Raw genomic sequence first — 17264 nt, 5'->3', positions numbered from 1 at the left:
TGCGGGTCCGGCCGGTCCCGGGGTGTCGGGCTCACCCCCGGGCTCTGGGGTCCCGGCGGCCCTTACTGGGCTTTCCGGCCGGAATCCCGGTGAGCGCTGGGCTCGTGGCCCTTGACGCCCTTCTGGTGGGCCTTCATCGGTGTGTGACGGAGCCAGCGGTTCGCGTCCCGGGTGAGCGCCTCGCGAGCCTCGCGATAGCTGTGATACCTGCGCATGTGCCGCGTGTGGTAGAGGTCGTCGGTGAAGTGATTGTTGTGGTGGTGGCCGTGGTGCCTCCCGTGGTGTCGGTAGCCGCCGCCTCCGCCGTGCTCGGACTCGACTTCGACGTGCTCCCGCGGGGAGGGTTGGTGGACGACATGTTTGTGGTGCTTTCGCGGACGGTGGGCGACGTAGCGTACTCGGTGGTGTTTCCGGATTTCCTTTCTGGGCCTCTTCGCGGGGACCTCTTCTTCGCCGCCGCCGCCGCCTCCACCGTCGGGTGTCGATGAGAACGTGAAGCGTGCGTGGGCGCCGTTCTGCGTGGTGCCGGCGTGAGCGTCGGCCTGCGCGGGAAGCGGCAGCGCCATGAGCGCCCCGGCCGTCACCGCCGCGCCGATGTAAGCGAACAGGGATCGGTCGTTGATCATTCGCGTCAGAGACCGCCTGCCTCTAGGTGTATGAATCACCTAAATACCCCCCGTTAGTAAATGAAGAGAATCGAGCGCTGTATCACCATAATGGCGGCACATAGGTGAACTACCCCGTATTGACGCTGCAACACAGATGATTTATCAGGCAAGTGTGTCGACTGCCGTTCAATACGGCAAATGGGATATGACCGCGACGGGCCACTTGTGTGGTATATCGGATGAAGCGCTTTATATGCCCATAACTGGGATGATCTCCCAGAGGCGGCAGGCGTACGCACTGCTGCGGGCCGGATCACGCGGCGCGGCGCGCACGTTGCCCGCGCCGGAGGTCGTGGAGCGGGTCCGATGCCACATCGACCTCGTGCCGAACGAAGACGATGACGGGTTCACCGCGCGAGCGTTGTACCTCGCGCTGTGGCAAGGGGCGCCCCGCGCCTGGTGTGGGCGGCGGGGCGCGTGTCTGCGCTTCAGCCCTTGTAGTTGAAGATCTGGTGCAGGGTGTGCTGGATCTCCACCAGGTCCTTCTGGTCTTCCATCACCTGGTCGATGGACTTGTACGCTTCGGGGTGCTCGTCCACCAGGGCGGCGGCGCGGTCTGCGTTCCAGGTTCGGCCCTGCATCGCTTCGGTGAGTGACTTGGCTGATAGCTCTCGCTTGGCTCGGCTGCGGGACATGCGGCGGCCGGCGCCGTGGGAGCAGGAGTTGTAGGAGTCGGGGTTCCCAAGTCCGCGGACGATGTAGGACTGGGTGCCCATCGAGCCGGGGATGACGCCCTCGTCGCCGGTGTCGGCTTTGATGGCTCCCTTGCGGGTGATCCACAGCTCCTTGCCGTTGTGCGTCTCCTGCTGGGTGAAGTTGTGGTGGCAGTTCCGAGTGAGGATGTTGTCTTCCAGCGCGAATGCGTGGGCGCCTTCCACCACTGCGCAGAACACCTCCTCGATCCTGTCCGTCTCCTCGATCGCTGTTACCGTCCACCCTCGCCGCTCTACGGCGTCGCGACCTGCCTCAAACCGCTCCCGGTGAGCAGGTATGAGGAAGAACGAGGGATCGAGATCGCCGCGCATAATGCCCAGCAGGTAAGTGGTGGTGGGCTTGTCGCTGAACCCCAGCGTTTCCCGTGCTCGGATTCCATACGTTCCTATGCCTAGCAGATTACAAATGGTTCGTACCTGCTCAAGGTTCTCGCGGACCGCCGAGGAGAGGGTGGGACGACCTGTCTTGCCGACATCGCCATCGGCCGCGAAGTAGCCGGCCAGCCAGCCGTACAAGTAGGACGGAGTGGAGTCGAGCCCCGGGATGGACGTCTTCCACTCCTTGGGCAGCCCGTTGATCACCTTCATGTTCGGGTACGACCGGGGCGGCCTGCCAAAGCCCTCGAAGACGGGCAGCATGGCGAGATCCTTCTCGCCACAGAAGTTGGCGCGAGACCGATTGGGAGGACTGACGGTCCCGTCACCGAAAACGAAACCTCGGGCCGCGGCCTCCCTGTCCACGATCATGTCCTCCGGTCGCTTGGCGAAAACCCAGGCGAGGCGGTCTCCCGGCTTCAGTTCGACCGTGGTCAGCTCGGCGGGCCGCTTCCCCCAGTACCTCACGCCGCCGCTGGAATGCGTGCGCAGCAGCCAACGATGCCCGGGAGTGGCGTGAATGACCTTCTCAACCCCGTTGCGTGAGAGTCGTACGCGCATCAGGCACTGCCTGCCAAAGGACAGGACGGGTGCCTTGACCCACTTCCCGTCCGTGGTCAGCAGTTCATGGACGCCGCCCGCCAAATCGGCGATGGACCGTACGCCGGAGCTGGTCATCACACCGGTCTCCCCGGCGAAGCAGTTGATCGTGCGGACCCGGTCGCCGGCGCCGACGATGGAGAACAGCGCGGCGGACAGGACGCGGTCCATGCGCGCGCGGGAGGCCATGGCGTAGGCCTGGGCCCAGAGCATGTCGCGGATGTAGGCGCCGAACTGTGGGGAGCTCTGGACGAGGTAGGCGAGGTCGGGGTCCTCGAGGTGGATGAACCACTGGGACATGACCTTCTTGGCCTCGTCGATGTGCTTCTTCGCGAGCTGGTTGCCGATGCCGCGCGAACCGGAGTGCAGCACTGTCCAGACCCGGTCACGCTCGTCGAGGCAGACCTCCACGAAGTGGTTGCCGGAGCCGAGGGTGCCGAACTGCTCGGATACCCTCTTCGCCTGCTTGGGGTTCAGGTCGGTGTGGGGGAGTCCGAGTTCGCTGAGGGCTCGGTCCATGGACGGGTCGGCGTGGCCCTTGCCGACGCCGGCCGGGATGCGGTGCTCCACCATGGGCATCAACGCGGCCAGGGTGTCGGGCAGGTCGGCGGCGGTGAGCGTGGTCTCGGTCGCGACCATGCCGCAGCCGATGTCCACACCCACAGCGGCCGGAATGATCGCACCCTCGGTAGGAATTACAGATCCGACTGTCGCGCCAATGCCGATATGCGCGTCCGGCATGAGCGCGACATGACCCGAAACGAAACGCTGGCGAGCGGTACGTGCCGCCTGCTCAATCGTGCCCGGGTCTATTTCACTGGCCCACGACAGAAGGTTAGGCGCGATCTGGTTCGGCATGGTGGATCTCCTCTTTGATCGAGATCTACTTTGCCCAAGTCCTCGCTGATATCCCACTCATTATTCAACACGCCCGCGCGGCTTCACCTCGGCGTGACCCCCGCCTGCCCGCCCCGCTGCCTGATCGTTCGATGGCCCTCGGTCGGCGTCAACACCGTCTGTTGCCGTTGGAAATGGGGCGAGGGTGCACGTCGCTGGTGAATGGACACGCGAAGTCGGGCCGCCGCCCTGCGGGCGGCTAGCGCTCCCCGGGCAAGAGGCTTGGGGGCCGGTCCCGGGGGTGCGCTGTCCTCAGGCGCCGGCCCCGACAGACGCGACCTGTACACCAGTGAGGCAGTCACCACGACGCCCCACGATCGTCAGGAAGTTGCCGATCAACGTACGGGGTTGGGGGCGATCGACGGTCCGGCGCTTCGTTCCTGAGCCAGCCCACCGAGCGTCTATCCTTGCCGTCTCGTTGAGCTGCTAAGGGGATCGGACGCGAGAGAGCCCCCGCCTGAGCGGGGGCCCCAGTTCAGCACTTATGCGCCCAATGCCCCGGCCTTGACGGCGCTCACGAAGGCCAACCACTCGCCAGGCTCAATCACCAGGGCCAGACCAGCGTGATTCTTGCTGTCCCTGACCGCGAAGATGCCGGGCAGGTTCGATGCGACCTCCACACAGTTGCCCGTGTCGCCGCTAAAGGTGCTCTTGCGCCACTGTGCGTCCCGAAGGTCAGCAGTCACGTTCGGTTCACCACTTCCTGTATGAGCTTGACCGACTGTTTGAACGGTAGAGCTTCGGCTCTGATCGCGTCATACCGGAGTGCCATCTCAGCGATCACCTGACGATCGTCTAGCGTGCGGCCATGCGGTTGCGCCTCAGCGTAGGCGGCATACGGTGATCCGTTCCGTTCGGCGATGATGAACCCGCCTATCAAGCCGCAGTGCGCCTGTGCCGTGTAGGGCACGATTTGCAAGGTCACCTTGGGGTGCTGGGCCATTTCGAGCAGGAACCGTAGTTGTTCCTGCATCACCTCCGGCTCCCCGATGCTCCGATGGATCACGGCCTCATCCATGACAGCGCTGATCATGGGCGGCTTCTCCCGATTAAGGATGGCTCGCCGTTGCATGCGACCTGCTAGGCGTTCCTCTACGTCTTCCCTGGTGATGCCGGGAGACGTGGCGAACATCTCGCGGGCATACGCCTCGGTCTGGAGCAGACCGGGAATGAGCGTCGGCTCCCAACTGTGGAGCGATGTGGCGTCTTCCTCTTCTTCGAGCCAGGGCCTGAAGTACTCAGGTGCCTTGTTCCAGGTGGTGGCGACGTAGAGGCGCATCATTGCGCCGTCGAGCCCCAAGGCTTGATCGCAAAGCTGTGCGAAGCGCTCGGATGGGGGCCGTCTGCCAGCTTCCACCATGCCCACCATGGATTCACTGAACCCGACGCGTTTCGCTAGTTGCTTCTGCGTGAGCTTGGCGTCAGTTCGGTGTTTCCGTAGTTCGAAGGCAAACAGGGCACGTGGGGACTCGTGGGGGTCTATCTCCCTGCTGGCGGACAAGGGCTCACCTACCGTCCAAATATGAGTATTACGGACACCATACCGACCACCCCACAGGAATTGTGGTGGGGTTGTACGCCGATTCCACTACCGATCGTAGCCCGCTGTCGCCAATCTGATAAGGCGAAGTCTCCAAGACGCATGGACCATTTCCGGCGACACGAAAAGGCAAGCGCATGAGGATGGGAAGCCTGCTGGGCGTTACCGATCTGGTCGGTTCTCCCGAGTCAGTCTCACAAGCACGCGATTACGTGAGGAAGAAACTCGGTGAGGATCACCCGGCTTTGGATGACGTGACCTTACTGGTTTCCGAAGTCGTCACGAACGCTGTGGTTCATTCCGACTCGCGAGACGGCGGGAGGGTGACGCTCGCCATTGCTGATTGCTACGACCTCATACACGTCGACGTGGTGGACGCCGGAAGCGCTACAGCCCCGCACGTTCGCGGGGACATGTTGGACGAAGGAGGGCGAGGTCTCATGCTCGTTGAAACGCTCTCGCATCGCTGGAACGTCTACGACGACGCCGCCGGCCGAACGGTTTGGTTTCAGATCAAATATAAGCATGGGGGTGATGACGATGGTCTTTCACATCCCCGGCAGCGGGAACCGTCCTGAACCTACCGAGGAGCAGAAGCGCGCCACGCGCGGCACAGCGGCCATGGCCTCCAAGACGGTAGACGACAGCGTAGAGACCGACCGTCAGCAGGAGTAGGCGCTCCACCTGATCGAGCGCTGGGGCCCGGACCGTGAAGGCTTGGAGCAGGCGGCCCTCTCGCTCGTCGTTGATCCCCTGACGGACGAGGAGATCCGTCCTTAAAGCGGTCGAGGCGGCGCGTGGGTGGAATTCCTCGCATAGGAGCCGGGGCGTTCTCTTCCCTTATCCCGCGCGCCGTCGCCCTCATTCATGAGGACGAACAATCGGAAGAAAGGGCACATAAACCCTTGACGTCGGCTCGCAGCACTCCCGTACGAGGTCAGCCACCCCATCAACCGGAGGACTCCCTAGGGTCCCGTTCCCGTGCGAGCTTCCGAGTAAGATACGCCCCCGTACGATCTTAGCCCAGAACGCCTCACCATGCCGGTAGCCGCTTCCCACGAACCGCCACTCCCGCTCATTCCGGGTCCTGCGGGCGCCGGACCGCGCGCGGCTCCCTTCGCCGGGTCCGCACGGGCTCCTCGCAGTCGGGGGCGGGCGGCAACTTCGCCGGGTCGACCTTCTTGGGGAAGACCTGTGGCCGGCGCCTCCCCGCCGGACGGGTGAGTTCGGTACGCAGGACGATCTTCAGAACTTGGATCGCGCGGACCTGACGCTTGGAGGTCGGTGCCCAGAGAGCCGTCAGCCCAGCGGCGACCACGACGATCGAGATCGCGAGCGGCACGATGGCGGCACCGACGCCGACTGTCTTGAAGAACTCCACCACGGACGGCCTCCTGGCAGCGCGAAGCTGACCAGAGGTCTCTCCCGCCCGTGAGTGGCGGACCGGCAGCACCGGGGGCCCCATAGGAGGCGGCACCGTAATGACGACGCTGTCGCGAAGGGATACTCCCCCCTGCTACCTACCAAGAGTACGAGGCACGCCGCCACCGGTCGAGGGCCAATTCGGTGGCTTAGGCCGTTGATAGGGAGCCGGGCCGTGGCCCCGATGGATGACGGCATGACGCCAGACGGTCTCGAAGCCGGCCAGCAAGGATCAGGGTTCGAAGCCGAGAGCAAGGTCAGGGGCCGTGTTGGGCAATCTGGGAGAAGTCCGGAAAAGCCCTTGGACAGGGGGTGGCGACCCTAGAAGACCCCAGAAGGTCGGGCTGAGGGCCACGGAGACCGGGGATGAGGCCTAACGTTAAGGGGGTTTCGCGGTTCGCCGTAGGCTGGCGGTCTGACCGGTAACATCCGTACGCGCGACAGGAGGCCCTTGGTGCTCGTTGACTCCTTCGGGCGAGTGGCGACCGACCTCAGGGTCTCGCTGACCGACAAGTGCAACCTTCGCTGCACCTACTGCATGCCACCGGAGGGTCTCGACTGGTTGCCGAAGTCCGACCTGCTCACCGCGGACGAGATCTGCCGCCTGGTGACGATCGGCGTCGAGCGGCTCGGCATCACCGAGGTCCGCTACACCGGTGGCGAGCCGCTGCTCCGTCGCGAGCTCGTCGAGATCGTCACGCGCACGGCGGCGCTGCGGCCCCGGCCGCAGGTGTCGATCACCTCCAACGGCATCGGCCTCGCCCGTCTCGCCGCGCCGCTCGCCGCCGCGGGCCTCGACCGGGTCAACATCTCGCTGGACACCCTCGACCGTGAGGTCTTCGTGCGGCTCACGCACCGCGACCGGCTGGCCGACGTCCTCACGGGGCTCGCCGCCGCCGAGGCCGCGGGTCTTCGCCCGGTCAAGGTCAACGCGGTGCTCATGCGCGGCGTCAACGACCACGAGGCCCCGGGCCTGCTGCGGTTCTGCCTGGAGATGGGCTACGAGCTGCGGTTCATCGAGCAGATGCCGCTGGACGCGCAGCACGGCTGGCGCCGCGAGAACATGGTCACCGCCGACGAGATCCTCGGCATGCTGACCCCCGAGTTCACCCTCATCCCCGACGATCCGCAGGAGCGGGGCAGCGCCCCGGCCGAGATCTTCCTCGTGGACGGCGGTCCCGCGCGGGTGGGGGTCATCGGCTCGGTGACGCGCCCGTTCTGCGGGGCGTGCGACCGGGTGCGCTTGACCGCCGACGGTCAGATCCGCAACTGCCTGTTCGCGACCGACGAGTCCGACCTGCGCGCGGCCCTGCGCGGGGGGGCCTCCGACGACGCGCTCGCCGCGCAGTGGGTCGCCGCCGTACGCGGCAAGCGGGCCGGCCACGGCATCGACGATCCGAGCTTCCTGCAGCCGACGCGCCCCATGTCGGCCATCGGCGGCTGAGGTGCCCCCGGGGGAGCACCCGGCCCCGCCTGGCCCGTCCGGGCAGGCGGCCCCGTCCAGCTTGTACGAGCACGCGGCCCCGCCCGGCCCCTCCGGGCACCCGGGCACGCCTGGGCCCTACGACGCGGTGGTGCTGGCCGGGGGCGGTGCGCGCAGGCTCGGGGGAGGGGACAAGCCCGGCGTCAGGGTGGGCGGCCTGCCGCTGATCGAGCGGGTCGTGGCCGCGGTCCCGGACGCCGTCCGGCTCGTCGTGGTGGGCCCCGAACGTCCCGGCCTGCCGCGCGCGGAGTTCGTCCGGGAGGACCCGCCGGGGGGCGGTCCGGTTCCCGCTCTCCGTACAGGGCTGGCGCGGGTCTCGGCGCCGTGGGTGGCGCTCCTGGCCGCTGATCTCCCGTTCCTGCTGTCAGGACACCTCACGACGCTTCTCAGGGCCGCGGGCCCCCGGCCGGGGGCGGTGCTGGTGGACGACGGCGGCCGCGAGCAGTGGCTCACCGGCGTCTGGCGTACGGAAACGCTCGCCCGCGCGCTGGCGGCGTACGAGGGGCGGTCTTTGCACGGGCTGCTCGGCCCGCTCGACCCGGTACGGCTCAGCCTGGCGGTAGGCGACGACGGCCGCGTTCCGTGGTTCGATTGCGACACGTTCGACGACGTGAGTGACGCCCGGAAACGAATCCCGAGCGTGACCGACAAACGTTGAGCGAGCTTTGTCCGCCCGCCAATGATTTGGACGAAAGGGATCTCATGAACGTGCTGGTCGAGTGGACGGCGCTGGTCTGCAAGGAGCTGGGCATCGACCCGGAGAAAGTGGATCGCGACGCGGTTCTCGACCTGACCAGGGACGTCGCCCACGGAGTGGCCCGGCCGGCGGCGCCGCTCACGGCGTACCTGCTCGGTCTCGCACAGGGCGCGGGTACCGCGTCACCGGAGGCGCTGGAGCGCCTGTCGACGCTGGCGCGTAACTGGGGCGAGGCCACGGCGGAGACGCTGGGTGACCATTGAGTCATCCGAATTTCGGTATTAAGGCGTTTTAAACGCAGAAATGGGCGATGCCGGGTGGTTACGGGGGCAAACCACCCGGCATCGCTTCATCGGCGTTCCGACGGGGGCCCGGAACGCCGGCAGTAGCGCTCCGACGGGGGACCAGAGCGCTTGTCTAAAGCGTACACCTACAACCCTTGGGGTGCGTCAAGACTTTGTCACGACCCGATCTCGCGTCGGTGCCTTGGTATCTCGGTTTGGTTAGGTAGTTCTGCGTCAATGCCCGAGCTCACGCCACGAGTCGGCTCGTTGGCCCCGATGACGGCAACGTAGGGCAAAAAGATCGCCCCGGCGACGAGGAGGGCTCGGATCGGCCAGGGTACGTTGAGCACGACGGCAAGGATGAGGCACAGGGTGCGGATGCCCATCTGGATGAAATATCGCTTCTCCCGGCGGCCGATGTCGGCCGTGAGCGAGGGCCTTGCGTCGGTGACCTGATGTACGACCGTACGGCCATGCCATACCTTCACGAACTCAACGGTAGACCTTCGGCCATGGGGGTCCGACGGCGGCCGTGGGAGCCACGGCCGTCATACGATCAAGGCCGATGGTGAGGAGAGTTGGATGAGCGATCGTACGTACCGCGTGACCGAGATCGTCGGCACGTCGGCGGAGAGCGTTGACCACGCGATCCGCAATGGAATACGGCGTGCCGCCGAGACGCTGCGGCACCTCGACTGGTTCGAGGTCACCGAGGTTCGCGGCCATATCGAGGACGGCGAGATCGGCCACTACCAGGTGGGCATGAAGGTCGGCTTCCGCCTGGAGGACTCCTAGCCCCTCGGCGCGGCCCCCAGAGCCCTCGTGAGGCTCCTGAGGCCGGTGCCGGAAGGGAGGAACCTCCCGGCACCGGTGGAGGGCCTCAGTTGGCCTGGCTGACCGTCGACATGTTGAAGTCGGGCACGCGGACGGCCGGCATGATCGTGCGGGTGAAGTAGTCGTTCCACTCGCGGGGGAGCGTCTGGCCCGCCCGGCCGATCTCGGTGAGCCGGCCGAGCAGGTCGACCGGGCTCTCGTTGAACCGGAAGTTGTTGACCTCGCCGACCACCTCGCCGTTCTCGACGAGGTAGACCCCGTCACGGGTCAGGCCGGTCAGCAGCAGCGACTGGGGGTCGACCTCGCGGATGTACCACAGGCAGGTGAGCAGCAGGCCCCGCTCGGTGGAGGCCACCATCTCGTCGAGCGAGCGCCCGCCCTCGGGCCCCGACATGATCAGGTTGTCGATCTGCGGGGTGGCCGGGAGCCCGGTGAGCTCGGCCGAGTAGCGTGTCTGCAGCAGCGCCGCCAGCGAGCCGTCGCGGACCCAGTCGGTCGCCGACAGCGGCAGGCCGTTGTCGAAGACCGACCGCTCGCGGCTGCCCGCGTGGGTGATCACGAAGGGCGCGGACTCGATGCCCGCGGCGGCCGGGTCGCTGTGGATGCGCACGGGGGAGGCCGACAGCGACTCGCCCACCCGGGTGCCGCCGCCCGGCTTGGAGAACACCGTGCGGCCGTCCGCGGCGTCCCTGGCCCCCGCCGACCAGTAGAGGTAGATCATGAGATCGGCCACCGCCGTGGGCGGGATCAGCGTCTCGTAGCGGCCGGCGGGCAGGTCGACGCGGCGCTTGGCCCAGTCGAGACGGCGCGCCAGCGTGTCGTCCAGCGAGGCCACGTCGACGTCGGTGAAGTCCCTGGTGGCCACGCCGGTCCAGGCGGAACGGCTCATGTCGGGCGACTTGGCGTTGAGCTCCAGCCGGCCCGTCGGCTGGTCGTGCCGCAGCCGCAGCCCGGTGGAGGAGCCGAGGAACGTCGAGGTGATGATGTGCTCGGCGAAGCCGTACAGCTTGCGGTTGGCGGTCTCGGCCACGGCGAACGCCTCGCCGAGCGCCGGGGCGAACTCGCCGAACACGCCGATCGAGGTGGACTCGGCCGGCCGGTCCCAGTCGGGCGACTGCCTCGCCGCGACGAGCGGGCGGGCGTCCTCGGCGGGCGGGGCCTCGTGCGAGGCCAGGTCGGCCGCCGTGACGACGTCGGCGAGCTGGTCGGGACGCACGGCCGAGCGCGAGACGACGCCGACGCCGCGGCCGGTGATCGAGATGACGGTGAGCTGGGACGAGCGCGCCACGCCGTTGGTGGTCAGGGTGTTGCCGGCGAAACGGAGGTTCGCGGTGGACCCCTCGTCGACGATCACGACGCAGTCGTCCGCCTTGCTGAGGGCAAGGGCACGCTCGACGGTCTCCTGAGGAGTCACTTTCCGCCCTCCTGAACAGTGTTGAGGATCTTGACTCCGCGGAACAGCGCGGAGGGGGCGCCATGGCTCACCGGCGCGACCTGGCCGGGCTGGCCCTTGCCGCAGTTGAAGGCGCCGCCGAGCACGTACGTCTGCGGGCCGCCCACCGCCTCCATGGAACGCCAGAAGTCGGTGGTCGTGGCCTGGTAGGCGACGTCGCGCACCTGCCCGGTCAGCCGGCCGTTCTCGATGCGGTAGAACCGCTGGCCGGTGAACTGGAAGTTGTATCTCTGCATGTCGATGGACCAGCTCTTGTCGCCCATGACGTAGAGGCCGCGCTCGACGCCGGAGATCAGCTCGTCGGTCGAGGGGCCGTCGAGCGCGGGCTGCAGCGAGACGTTGGCCATGCGCTGGATCGCGACGTGCCCGGGGGAGTCGGCGAACGCGCAGCCGTTGGAGGAGCCGAGGCCCTTCAGCAGCGCCATGCGGCGGTCGAGCTGGTAGCCCACCAGCCTTCCCTCGCGCACGATGTCGAACTGCCGCGTGGCCACGCCCTCGTCGTCGTAGCCCACCGAGGCCAGACCGTGCTCGGCCGTGCGGTCGCCGGTGATGTTCATGATCGGCGAGCCGTACTCGAGGGTGCCGAGCTTGTCGAAGGTGGCGAAGCTCGTGCCGGCGTAGGCCGCCTCGTAGCCGAGCGCGCGGTCGAGCTCGGTGGCGTGGCCGATGGACTCGTGGATGGTCAGCCACAGGTTGGAGGGGTGGATGACCAGGTCGTAGGTGCCCGCCTGGACGGAGGGCGCCTTGAGCTTCTCCTCCAGCAGCTCTGGCAGCGTGGCGAGCTCGGCGGGGAAGTCCCACCCGGTGCCGGTGAGGTACTCGTAGCCGCGGCCGACCGGAGGGGCGAGCGTGCGCATGTCGTCGAAGCGCCCGTCGGCCGCCCGCATCACCGTGAGGACCGGGTGGATCCTGACCCGCTGCTGGGTCGCCTCGGTGCCGGCGGTGTCGGCGTAGAACTTCTGCTCCTTGACCTGCATGAGCGAGGCGGAGACGTGGTCGACCCGCGGGTCCTTCAGCAGGCCGGTTGACCAGTCGCCGAGCAGGCCGGCCTTGTCCTTCAGGGCCACGGTGAAGGGGTCGACGTCGTAGGGCGACACCCAGGTGACGCCCGCGTGGACCGGCTCGGGGGCCAGCTCCACGGGCTCGCGGTTGACGGCGGCGGCGAGCTCGGCCACCTCGACGGCCTGCTCGGCGACCGCGGCGGCGGCCTCGGGGGTCAGCTCGATGCCCGCCGCGAAACCCCAGGTGCCGCCGCGGATGACCCGCACGGCGTACCCCAGGTCGTCGGCGTCCATGGAGCCTTCCAGGCGGGCGTCGAACAGGCTCAGCGTCTCGCCGCGCACCCGTTCGAGCCGGAAGTCGGCGTGCTCGGCGCCCAGCTCACGGGCACGTTCCAGGGCCGCGTCCGCCAGCCGCCGCAGCGGCAGGGCGAGAAAGTCGGGATCGATCTGGCGCATGTCCACGATCCTAGCCCTGTGATCTTGTACGGCGCGGATAAGGGTTTACCTGTGAGTAGGCGATAGCGTCGTTGCCATGGCTCGTTCAGTACTCGTAACCGGTGGAAATCGCGGCATCGGCCTCTCGATCGCCCGTGAGCTGGCCGCGGCCGGCGACGCCGTCGCCGTCACCTACCGCTCGGGGGAGCCCCCCGAGGGGCTCTTCGGCGTGAGGTGCGACGTCACAAGCTCAGAAGACGTGGACGTCGCCTTCTCCAAGGCGGAGGCCGAGCACGGGCCCGTCGAGGTCGTCGTGGCGAACGCCGGCATCACCAGGGACACGCTGCTGCCGCTGATGAAGGAAGAGGCCTTCACCGACGTCATCGACACCAACCTCACCGGTGCCTACCGCGTCGCCAAGCGCGCGACCCGCGGCATGCTGAGGATGCGCCGCGGCCGCATCGTCCTCATCTCCTCCGTCGTCGGCATGCTCGGCTCGGCCGGCCAGACCAACTACGCCGCCTCCAAGGCCGGCATGATCGGCTTCGCCAGGTCGCTGGCCCGCGAGCTCGGCTCGCGCGGCATCACGGTCAACGTGGTGGCCCCGGGCTTCGTCGACACCGACATGACCGCCGCGCTCGAGCCCGAGCAGCAGCAGGCCATACTCAAGAACATCCCGCTCGGCCGTGCCGCCAGCGGGGCCGACATCGCGCGGGCGGTCAAGTTCCTGGCGAGCGACGACGCCGCCTACATCACCGGGGCGGTCGTCCCGGTCGACGGCGGCCTTGGAATGGGGCACTGACATGGGAATCCTCGACGGCAAGCGGCTTTTGGTCAGCGGCGTGCTCACCGACGCCTCGATCGCGTTCTCCGTGGCCAGGCTGGCCCAGGAGGAGGGCGCCCAGATCGTGCTCACCGGCTTCGGGCGCATGAGCCTGGTCGAGCGCATCGCCAAGCGGCTTCCCGAGACGCCGCCGGTGATCGAGCTCGACGTGCAGAACACCGACCACCTCGACACCCTGGCCGACCGCGTCGGCGAGCACATCGACGGGCTCGACGGGGTGGTCCACTCGATCGGCTTCGCGCCGCAGACCGCGCTCGGCGGCAACTTCCTCAACACCACCTGGGACGACGTGGCCACGGCCGTGCACGTCTCGACCTTCTCGTTCAAGTCGCTGGCGGTCGCCTGCCTGCCGCTGATGAAGGAGGGCGGCGCCGTCGTCGGGCTCGACTTCGACGCCACCAAGGCCTGGCCCGTTTACGACTGGATGGGCGTGGCCAAGGCGGGCCTGGAGTCCTGCTCGCGCTACCTCGCCCGCGACCTCGGCAAGCACGGCATCCGGGTCAACCTCGTGGCGGCGGGCCCGCTGCGCACGATGGCGGCCAAGAGCATCCCCGGGTTCAAGGAGTTCGAGGAGAGCTGGCCGGCCAAGGCCCCCCTCGGGTGGGACCTCGCCGACCCGGCGCCCGCCGCGAAGGCGTGCGTGGCGCTGCTGTCCGACTGGTTCCCGGCCACGACCGGCGAGATCGTGCACGTAGACGGCGGCGTCCACGCCATGGGGGTCTGAAAAGCGCTCCATGGGTGTCTGAAAGCGTCCATCGGCGGCTGAAGGCGCTCCATGGGGGTCTGAAAAGCGCGTGCCGGTCAGGCCAGGCGGTGCCGCCCCGTGTCGGGGCGGCGCAGGCCCTCGAACGGCATCGACTGCGGTTTGTCCTCGACCCTGCGGGCCTGCACGATGCGGGTCGCGAGGATCGCGGAGGCCAGCAGCGCCGCCGTCAGCGCGGTGCCCACCACGTCGTACGGCCTGCTCGGCATGACCTTGCGCGCGTTCAGGCGGCCGTCCAGCGACGGCAGGGGCTGGCCCGGCCACAGGGGCATGAGCGGCGGCGACTCGACGTCGGCCGAGGGCGGCGTCGACGGCGGGGCTGACGGCCCGGCGCGCTCCACCACGTCACCGAGATTCGTGCCGCCCGTGAGCGTGCCCTGCCCCGGGGAGGCCGCCGGCCGCGGGGGCGGCGGCGAGGCCTGCTCCCGGGGACCGGCCGACGGGGCCGGGGCGGCGGGGGCGTGGGTCGGAATGGAACGGTCCTGTCCGGCGGGCGACTTGGGGGCCGCCGAGGGCTTCGCCTGCCCGCAGTCGGGCGCCGAGACCAGCGGCAGGCACCCGGTGTCGAGGTCGGCACCGAGCAGGTTCCCGTTCGAGGCCTCGCTCGGCTCGGCGCTCGGGGCCGGGGTGGCCGTGGGAGGGCCGGCGGTGGGGGAGGTGTTCCCCGTGCCGCCGAGGAGCTCGCCGGCCGTCTTCGTGACCGTGTCGGCGACCGGCTTCAGCGTGTCTTCGGTGAGATGGTTCAGGGTGTCGGTGACCGGTGCGGCCTTGTCGCCCGTGAGGTCGTTCACCGTGCCGGTGACCCCGCCCAGCAGGTCGCAGGCCTGGCCGGTGAGGCTCGACAGCGGGTCGGTGCCCCTGTCGCAGTCGGCCACACGCAGCGGGGGCGGCGCGGACGCCGTGGCGGGCGTCGCCGCCAGCAGCATCGTCCCCCCGCCCAGCGCGAGCGTCAGCGCTCCCGCCGAGATGGCGGTCGTGCCCTTACGCATGGTTCCCCTCCATCGTCATCCACACGCGCGGCGGAGGCGCGGGCTCCCCTCCCGCCGCCTTTCCGACCATCGTGTGCCAACACGCCGGTCTTTCCACGAAAAGATGCGATTCGGTACCTAGTAGTGATACGCGAGCGAAATTCCTGTTCGGTCGATCGCGAGGCCGCGCTAGTCGGCGGAGACGTCGTCCAGGGCCTCGCGTATCTCCATGGGCAGCGTCAGCTCCTCCGCCTGCAGCACGCCCTTGAGCTGTGCGTGGGTGCGCGCTCCCACTATGGCCGCGGCCACGCCCGGCTGGTCGCGCACCCAGGACAGGGCGACCGCGAGAGGGGAGACCCCGAGCCCCTCGGCGGCCGTGGTGACCGACTCGACGACGCGGCGGGAGCGCTCATCGAGATACGGCTGGACGAAGTCGGCGAAATGCGGCGTCGCGGCCCGCGAGTCCGCCGGGATGCCCACGCGGTACTTGCCGGTGAGCACTCCCCGGCCGAGCGGCGACCAGGCCAGCACCCCGGCGCCGACGTGCTCGGCGGCGGCCAGGACCTCGCGCTCGGCGTCCCTGGCCAGCAGCGAGTACTCGACCTGGGCGGACACGATCGGCGCCCGCCCGGGTGCCGCCCGCTGCCAGACCCCCGCCGCGGCCAGCTGCCACCCGGCGTAGTTGCACACCCCGGCGTACATCGTGCGGCCGGAGGACACGGCGGTGTCGACGGCCGCCAGCGTCTCCTCCAGGGGCACCTCGGGATCGAAGGCGTGCAGCTGCCACAGGTCGACCTCCTCGACCCCCAGCCTGGCGAGGGAGGCGTCGAGCGCGGAGATGAGGCTGCGGCGCGAGGCGTTCCTCGAACGAGGCCCGCGCGGCGTGAGGACGGCCTTGGTGGCGACGACCATCTCCGAGCGTGGCACGGTGTCGCGCAGCAGGCGGCCGAGCAGCCGCTCGGCGTCGCCGCCGGCGTAGACGTCCGCGGTGTCGACCAGGGTGCCCCCGGCTTCTGCGAACGCGACGAGCTGCGCGGCGGCCTCCTCCGCGCCGGTGTCACGCCCCCAGGTCATGGTGCCCAGCCCCACCCGTGACACCGACAGACCACTACGACCGACCAATCGCTGATCCATGATCCGGCCAGGTTACCGCGTTGGAACGTCTCACTTACCTCGATGGCGCAGGACGCGCGCCCGCCGGTCGCTCCTCACGGAACGTTCACTCCCTCGTCACCTTCCCGGCCATTAGTTCACTGGTTCCTCGCCCGGTCCTCACGCGGCATGCTGACCCCGGCGCCGGGGCTGCCCTAGGCTGGCGCGCACTATGGACGCACTGCAAGCGATCGTGCTCGGCATCGTGCAGGGGCTGACCGAGTTCCTGCCGATCTCCAGCTCCGCGCACCTGCTCATCGTTCCCCGGCTGTTCGGCTGGTCCGACCCGGGCGCCGCCTTCACCGCCGTGATCCAGCTGGGCACCATGCTCGCGGTGGTCATCTACTTCTGGCGCGACATCGTGCGCATCGTCTGGACCTGGCTGCGCAGCCTGTGGACCCCCGAGCTACGCGGCGACATGGACGCGCGCATGGGGTGGTACATCGGGCTGGGCACGATCCCGCTGGGCCTGCTCGGCGTGGTGTTCAAGAACCAGATCGAGGGCCCCGCGCGCAACCTGTGGATCAACGCCACCGTGCTGATCGTGTTCGGCCTTCTCCTGCTGCTGGCCGAGCAGCTTGGGCGGCAGCGGACCGCCATCCACGATCTGACGCTCAAGGACGGCCTCATCATCGGCGGCTTCCAGGCGCTCGCCCTGGTGCCCGGCGCGTCCCGTTCCGGCTCGACCATCACGGGCGGGCTGTTCCTCGGCTTCACCCGCGAGGCGGCGGCCCGCTACTCGTTCCTGCTCTCCATCCCCGCCGTGGTGCTGTCTGGGCTGTTCGAGCTGAAGGACGTCGGCGCGGGCGGCGGTCCCGACCTCGTGCCGACCCTGATCGCCACCGTCGTGTCGTTCGTCGTGGGATACGCCTCGATCGCGTGGTTGCTGCGCTACATCACCAAGCACTCGATGATGGTTTTTGTCACCTATCGCGTCTTCATCGGCGCCTTCTTGCTGACACTGTTGTCTCTAGGGGTGATCACAGCCCAATAGGGTTGCCTTTGTGACCACTTTGCTTCTGGTGCGGCACGGTCTGACACACATGACCGGGCCGGTGCTCGCCGGGTGGACCCCAGGGGTCCATCTGAGCGAGCAAGGCAGCGCCCAGGCCGAGGCCCTCGCGGCGCGGCTGGC

19 protein-coding genes are annotated in these 17264 nt (G+C 68.3%); 10 read left to right on the top strand and 9 right to left on the bottom strand.

Annotated features, from left to right (window positions below; translation table 11 throughout):
* The first annotated feature begins 89 nt into the window (after positions 1-89).
* Complete coding sequence (locus AB0O34_RS32570) at positions 90-488, top strand: hypothetical protein (RefSeq protein WP_363922064.1); 399 nt, start codon at positions 90-92, stop codon at positions 486-488.
* A gap of 608 nt (positions 489-1096) precedes the next feature.
* On the opposite strand, the gene AB0O34_RS32565 is transcribed toward AB0O34_RS32570, so the two are convergent.
* The 3 genes from AB0O34_RS32565 to AB0O34_RS32555 form a co-directional block, all read right to left on the bottom strand.
* Positions 1097-3214, bottom strand: a complete 2118-nt coding sequence (locus AB0O34_RS32565; protein WP_363922062.1) for an RtcB family protein — start codon at positions 3212-3214, stop codon at positions 1097-1099.
* Between the two features lie 521 nt (positions 3215-3735).
* Entirely contained in the window at positions 3736-3939 is a 204-nt protein-coding gene (locus tag AB0O34_RS32560) for a DUF397 domain-containing protein (RefSeq protein ID WP_363922060.1), read from the bottom strand.
* On the bottom strand, positions 3936-4754 hold the full coding sequence (locus tag AB0O34_RS32555) for a helix-turn-helix transcriptional regulator (RefSeq protein ID WP_363922058.1): 819 nt from the start codon (positions 4752-4754) through the stop codon (positions 3936-3938). The genes AB0O34_RS32560 and AB0O34_RS32555 overlap by 4 nt, the downstream gene beginning before the upstream one ends.
* A gap of 176 nt (positions 4755-4930) precedes the next feature.
* On the opposite strand from AB0O34_RS32555, the gene AB0O34_RS32550 reads away from it, so the two are divergent.
* The gene (locus AB0O34_RS32550; protein ID WP_363922056.1) at positions 4931-5371 is read left to right on the top strand and encodes an ATP-binding protein; all 441 of its coding nucleotides are present in this window, start codon (positions 4931-4933) and stop codon (positions 5369-5371) included.
* A gap of 497 nt (positions 5372-5868) precedes the next feature.
* Here the strand turns inward: AB0O34_RS32550 and AB0O34_RS32545 are convergent, their stop codons facing one another.
* A complete protein-coding gene (locus AB0O34_RS32545) occupies positions 5869-6177 on the bottom strand; it encodes a hypothetical protein (RefSeq protein WP_363922054.1) in 309 nt (102 codons plus the stop codon).
* A 492-nt stretch (positions 6178-6669) separates the two neighbouring features.
* On the opposite strand from AB0O34_RS32545, the gene moaA reads away from it, so the two are divergent.
* From moaA to AB0O34_RS32530, 3 genes are all read left to right on the top strand, one after another.
* Positions 6670-7659 (top strand): GTP 3',8-cyclase MoaA, encoded by a 990-nt coding sequence (gene moaA / locus AB0O34_RS32540; protein WP_363922052.1) that lies wholly within the window; start codon positions 6670-6672, stop codon positions 7657-7659.
* A 127-nt stretch (positions 7660-7786) separates the two neighbouring features.
* The gene (locus AB0O34_RS32535) at positions 7787-8356 is read left to right on the top strand and encodes an NTP transferase domain-containing protein (protein WP_363922068.1); all 570 of its coding nucleotides are present in this window, start codon (positions 7787-7789) and stop codon (positions 8354-8356) included.
* Between the two features lie 44 nt (positions 8357-8400).
* The gene (locus AB0O34_RS32530; RefSeq protein WP_363922050.1) at positions 8401-8658 is read left to right on the top strand and encodes a DUF6457 domain-containing protein; all 258 of its coding nucleotides are present in this window, start codon (positions 8401-8403) and stop codon (positions 8656-8658) included.
* A 197-nt stretch (positions 8659-8855) separates the two neighbouring features.
* Here AB0O34_RS32530 and AB0O34_RS32525 read toward each other — a convergent pair whose 3' ends face one another.
* Positions 8856-9167, bottom strand: a complete 312-nt coding sequence (locus tag AB0O34_RS32525; RefSeq protein WP_363922048.1) for a DUF3099 domain-containing protein — start codon at positions 9165-9167, stop codon at positions 8856-8858.
* A 94-nt stretch (positions 9168-9261) separates the two neighbouring features.
* Between AB0O34_RS32525 and AB0O34_RS32520 the strand changes: the two genes are divergently transcribed.
* A complete protein-coding gene (locus AB0O34_RS32520) occupies positions 9262-9474 on the top strand; it encodes a dodecin (protein ID WP_363922046.1) in 213 nt (70 codons plus the stop codon).
* Positions 9475-9559: 85 nt separating this feature from the next.
* Here the strand turns inward: AB0O34_RS32520 and AB0O34_RS32515 are convergent, their stop codons facing one another.
* On the bottom strand, positions 9560-10927 hold the full coding sequence (locus AB0O34_RS32515) for a metallopeptidase TldD-related protein (protein ID WP_363922044.1): 1368 nt from the start codon (positions 10925-10927) through the stop codon (positions 9560-9562).
* The gene (locus AB0O34_RS32510; RefSeq protein WP_363922042.1) at positions 10924-12423 is read right to left on the bottom strand and encodes a TldD/PmbA family protein; all 1500 of its coding nucleotides are present in this window, start codon (positions 12421-12423) and stop codon (positions 10924-10926) included. Before AB0O34_RS32510 ends, AB0O34_RS32515 begins: the two co-directional genes overlap by 4 nt.
* Positions 12424-12499: 76 nt before the next feature.
* Between AB0O34_RS32510 and fabG the strand changes: the two genes are divergently transcribed.
* Together fabG and fabI are read left to right on the top strand one after the other, a co-directional pair.
* Entirely contained in the window at positions 12500-13204 is a 705-nt protein-coding gene (gene fabG / locus AB0O34_RS32505) for a 3-oxoacyl-ACP reductase FabG (RefSeq protein WP_363922040.1), read from the top strand.
* A gap of 1 nt (position 13205) precedes the next feature.
* Entirely contained in the window at positions 13206-13970 is a 765-nt protein-coding gene (gene fabI / locus AB0O34_RS32500; RefSeq protein ID WP_363922038.1) for an enoyl-ACP reductase FabI, read from the top strand.
* Positions 13971-14047: 77 nt separating this feature from the next.
* Here fabI and AB0O34_RS32495 read toward each other — a convergent pair whose 3' ends face one another.
* The gene (locus tag AB0O34_RS32495; protein ID WP_363922036.1) at positions 14048-14998 is read right to left on the bottom strand and encodes a hypothetical protein; all 951 of its coding nucleotides are present in this window, start codon (positions 14996-14998) and stop codon (positions 14048-14050) included.
* Between the two features lie 168 nt (positions 14999-15166).
* Positions 15167-16111, bottom strand: a complete 945-nt coding sequence (locus AB0O34_RS32490; RefSeq protein WP_363922034.1) for an aldo/keto reductase — start codon at positions 16109-16111, stop codon at positions 15167-15169.
* Between the two features lie 190 nt (positions 16112-16301).
* Here AB0O34_RS32490 and AB0O34_RS32485 point away from each other — a divergent pair, with 190 nt between their 5' ends.
* Together AB0O34_RS32485 and AB0O34_RS32480 are read left to right on the top strand one after the other, a co-directional pair.
* A complete protein-coding gene (locus AB0O34_RS32485) occupies positions 16302-17123 on the top strand; it encodes an undecaprenyl-diphosphate phosphatase (protein WP_363922032.1) in 822 nt (273 codons plus the stop codon).
* Positions 17124-17133: 10 nt separating this feature from the next.
* Positions 17134-17264, top strand: a 131-nt coding sequence (locus tag AB0O34_RS32480) for a histidine phosphatase family protein (RefSeq protein WP_363922066.1), incomplete at its 3' end; no start/stop codon positions are given.

This window comes from Sphaerisporangium sp. NPDC088356 (assembly GCF_040685555.1).
Taxonomy (GTDB): Bacteria; Actinomycetota; Actinomycetes; order Streptosporangiales; family Streptosporangiaceae; genus Sphaerisporangium.
This window is presented reverse-complemented; position numbering and strand designations above follow the sequence as displayed.

Excerpts from the sequence above, each read along its gene's own strand:
- AB0O34_RS32550 (WP_363922056.1), top strand. The coding sequence starts at position 4,931 with ATGAGGATGGGAAGCCTGCTGGGCGTTACCGATCTGGTCGGTTCTCCC.
- AB0O34_RS32510 (WP_363922042.1), bottom strand. The coding sequence starts at position 12,423 with ATGCGCCAGATCGATCCCGACTTTCTCGCCCTGCCGCTGCGGCGGCTG.
- fabG (WP_363922040.1), top strand. The coding sequence starts at position 12,500 with ATGGCTCGTTCAGTACTCGTAACCGGTGGAAATCGCGGCATCGGCCTC.
- AB0O34_RS32485 (WP_363922032.1), top strand. The coding sequence starts at position 16,302 with ATGGACGCACTGCAAGCGATCGTGCTCGGCATCGTGCAGGGGCTGACC.
- AB0O34_RS32530 (WP_363922050.1), top strand. The coding sequence starts at position 8,401 with ATGAACGTGCTGGTCGAGTGGACGGCGCTGGTCTGCAAGGAGCTGGGC.
- AB0O34_RS32490 (WP_363922034.1), bottom strand. The coding sequence starts at position 16,111 with ATGGATCAGCGATTGGTCGGTCGTAGTGGTCTGTCGGTGTCACGGGTG.
- AB0O34_RS32520 (WP_363922046.1), top strand. The coding sequence starts at position 9,262 with ATGAGCGATCGTACGTACCGCGTGACCGAGATCGTCGGCACGTCGGCG.
- fabI (WP_363922038.1), top strand. The coding sequence starts at position 13,206 with ATGGGAATCCTCGACGGCAAGCGGCTTTTGGTCAGCGGCGTGCTCACC.
- AB0O34_RS32565 (WP_363922062.1), bottom strand. The coding sequence starts at position 3,214 with ATGCCGAACCAGATCGCGCCTAACCTTCTGTCGTGGGCCAGTGAAATA.
- AB0O34_RS32495 (WP_363922036.1), bottom strand. The coding sequence starts at position 14,998 with ATGCGTAAGGGCACGACCGCCATCTCGGCGGGAGCGCTGACGCTCGCG.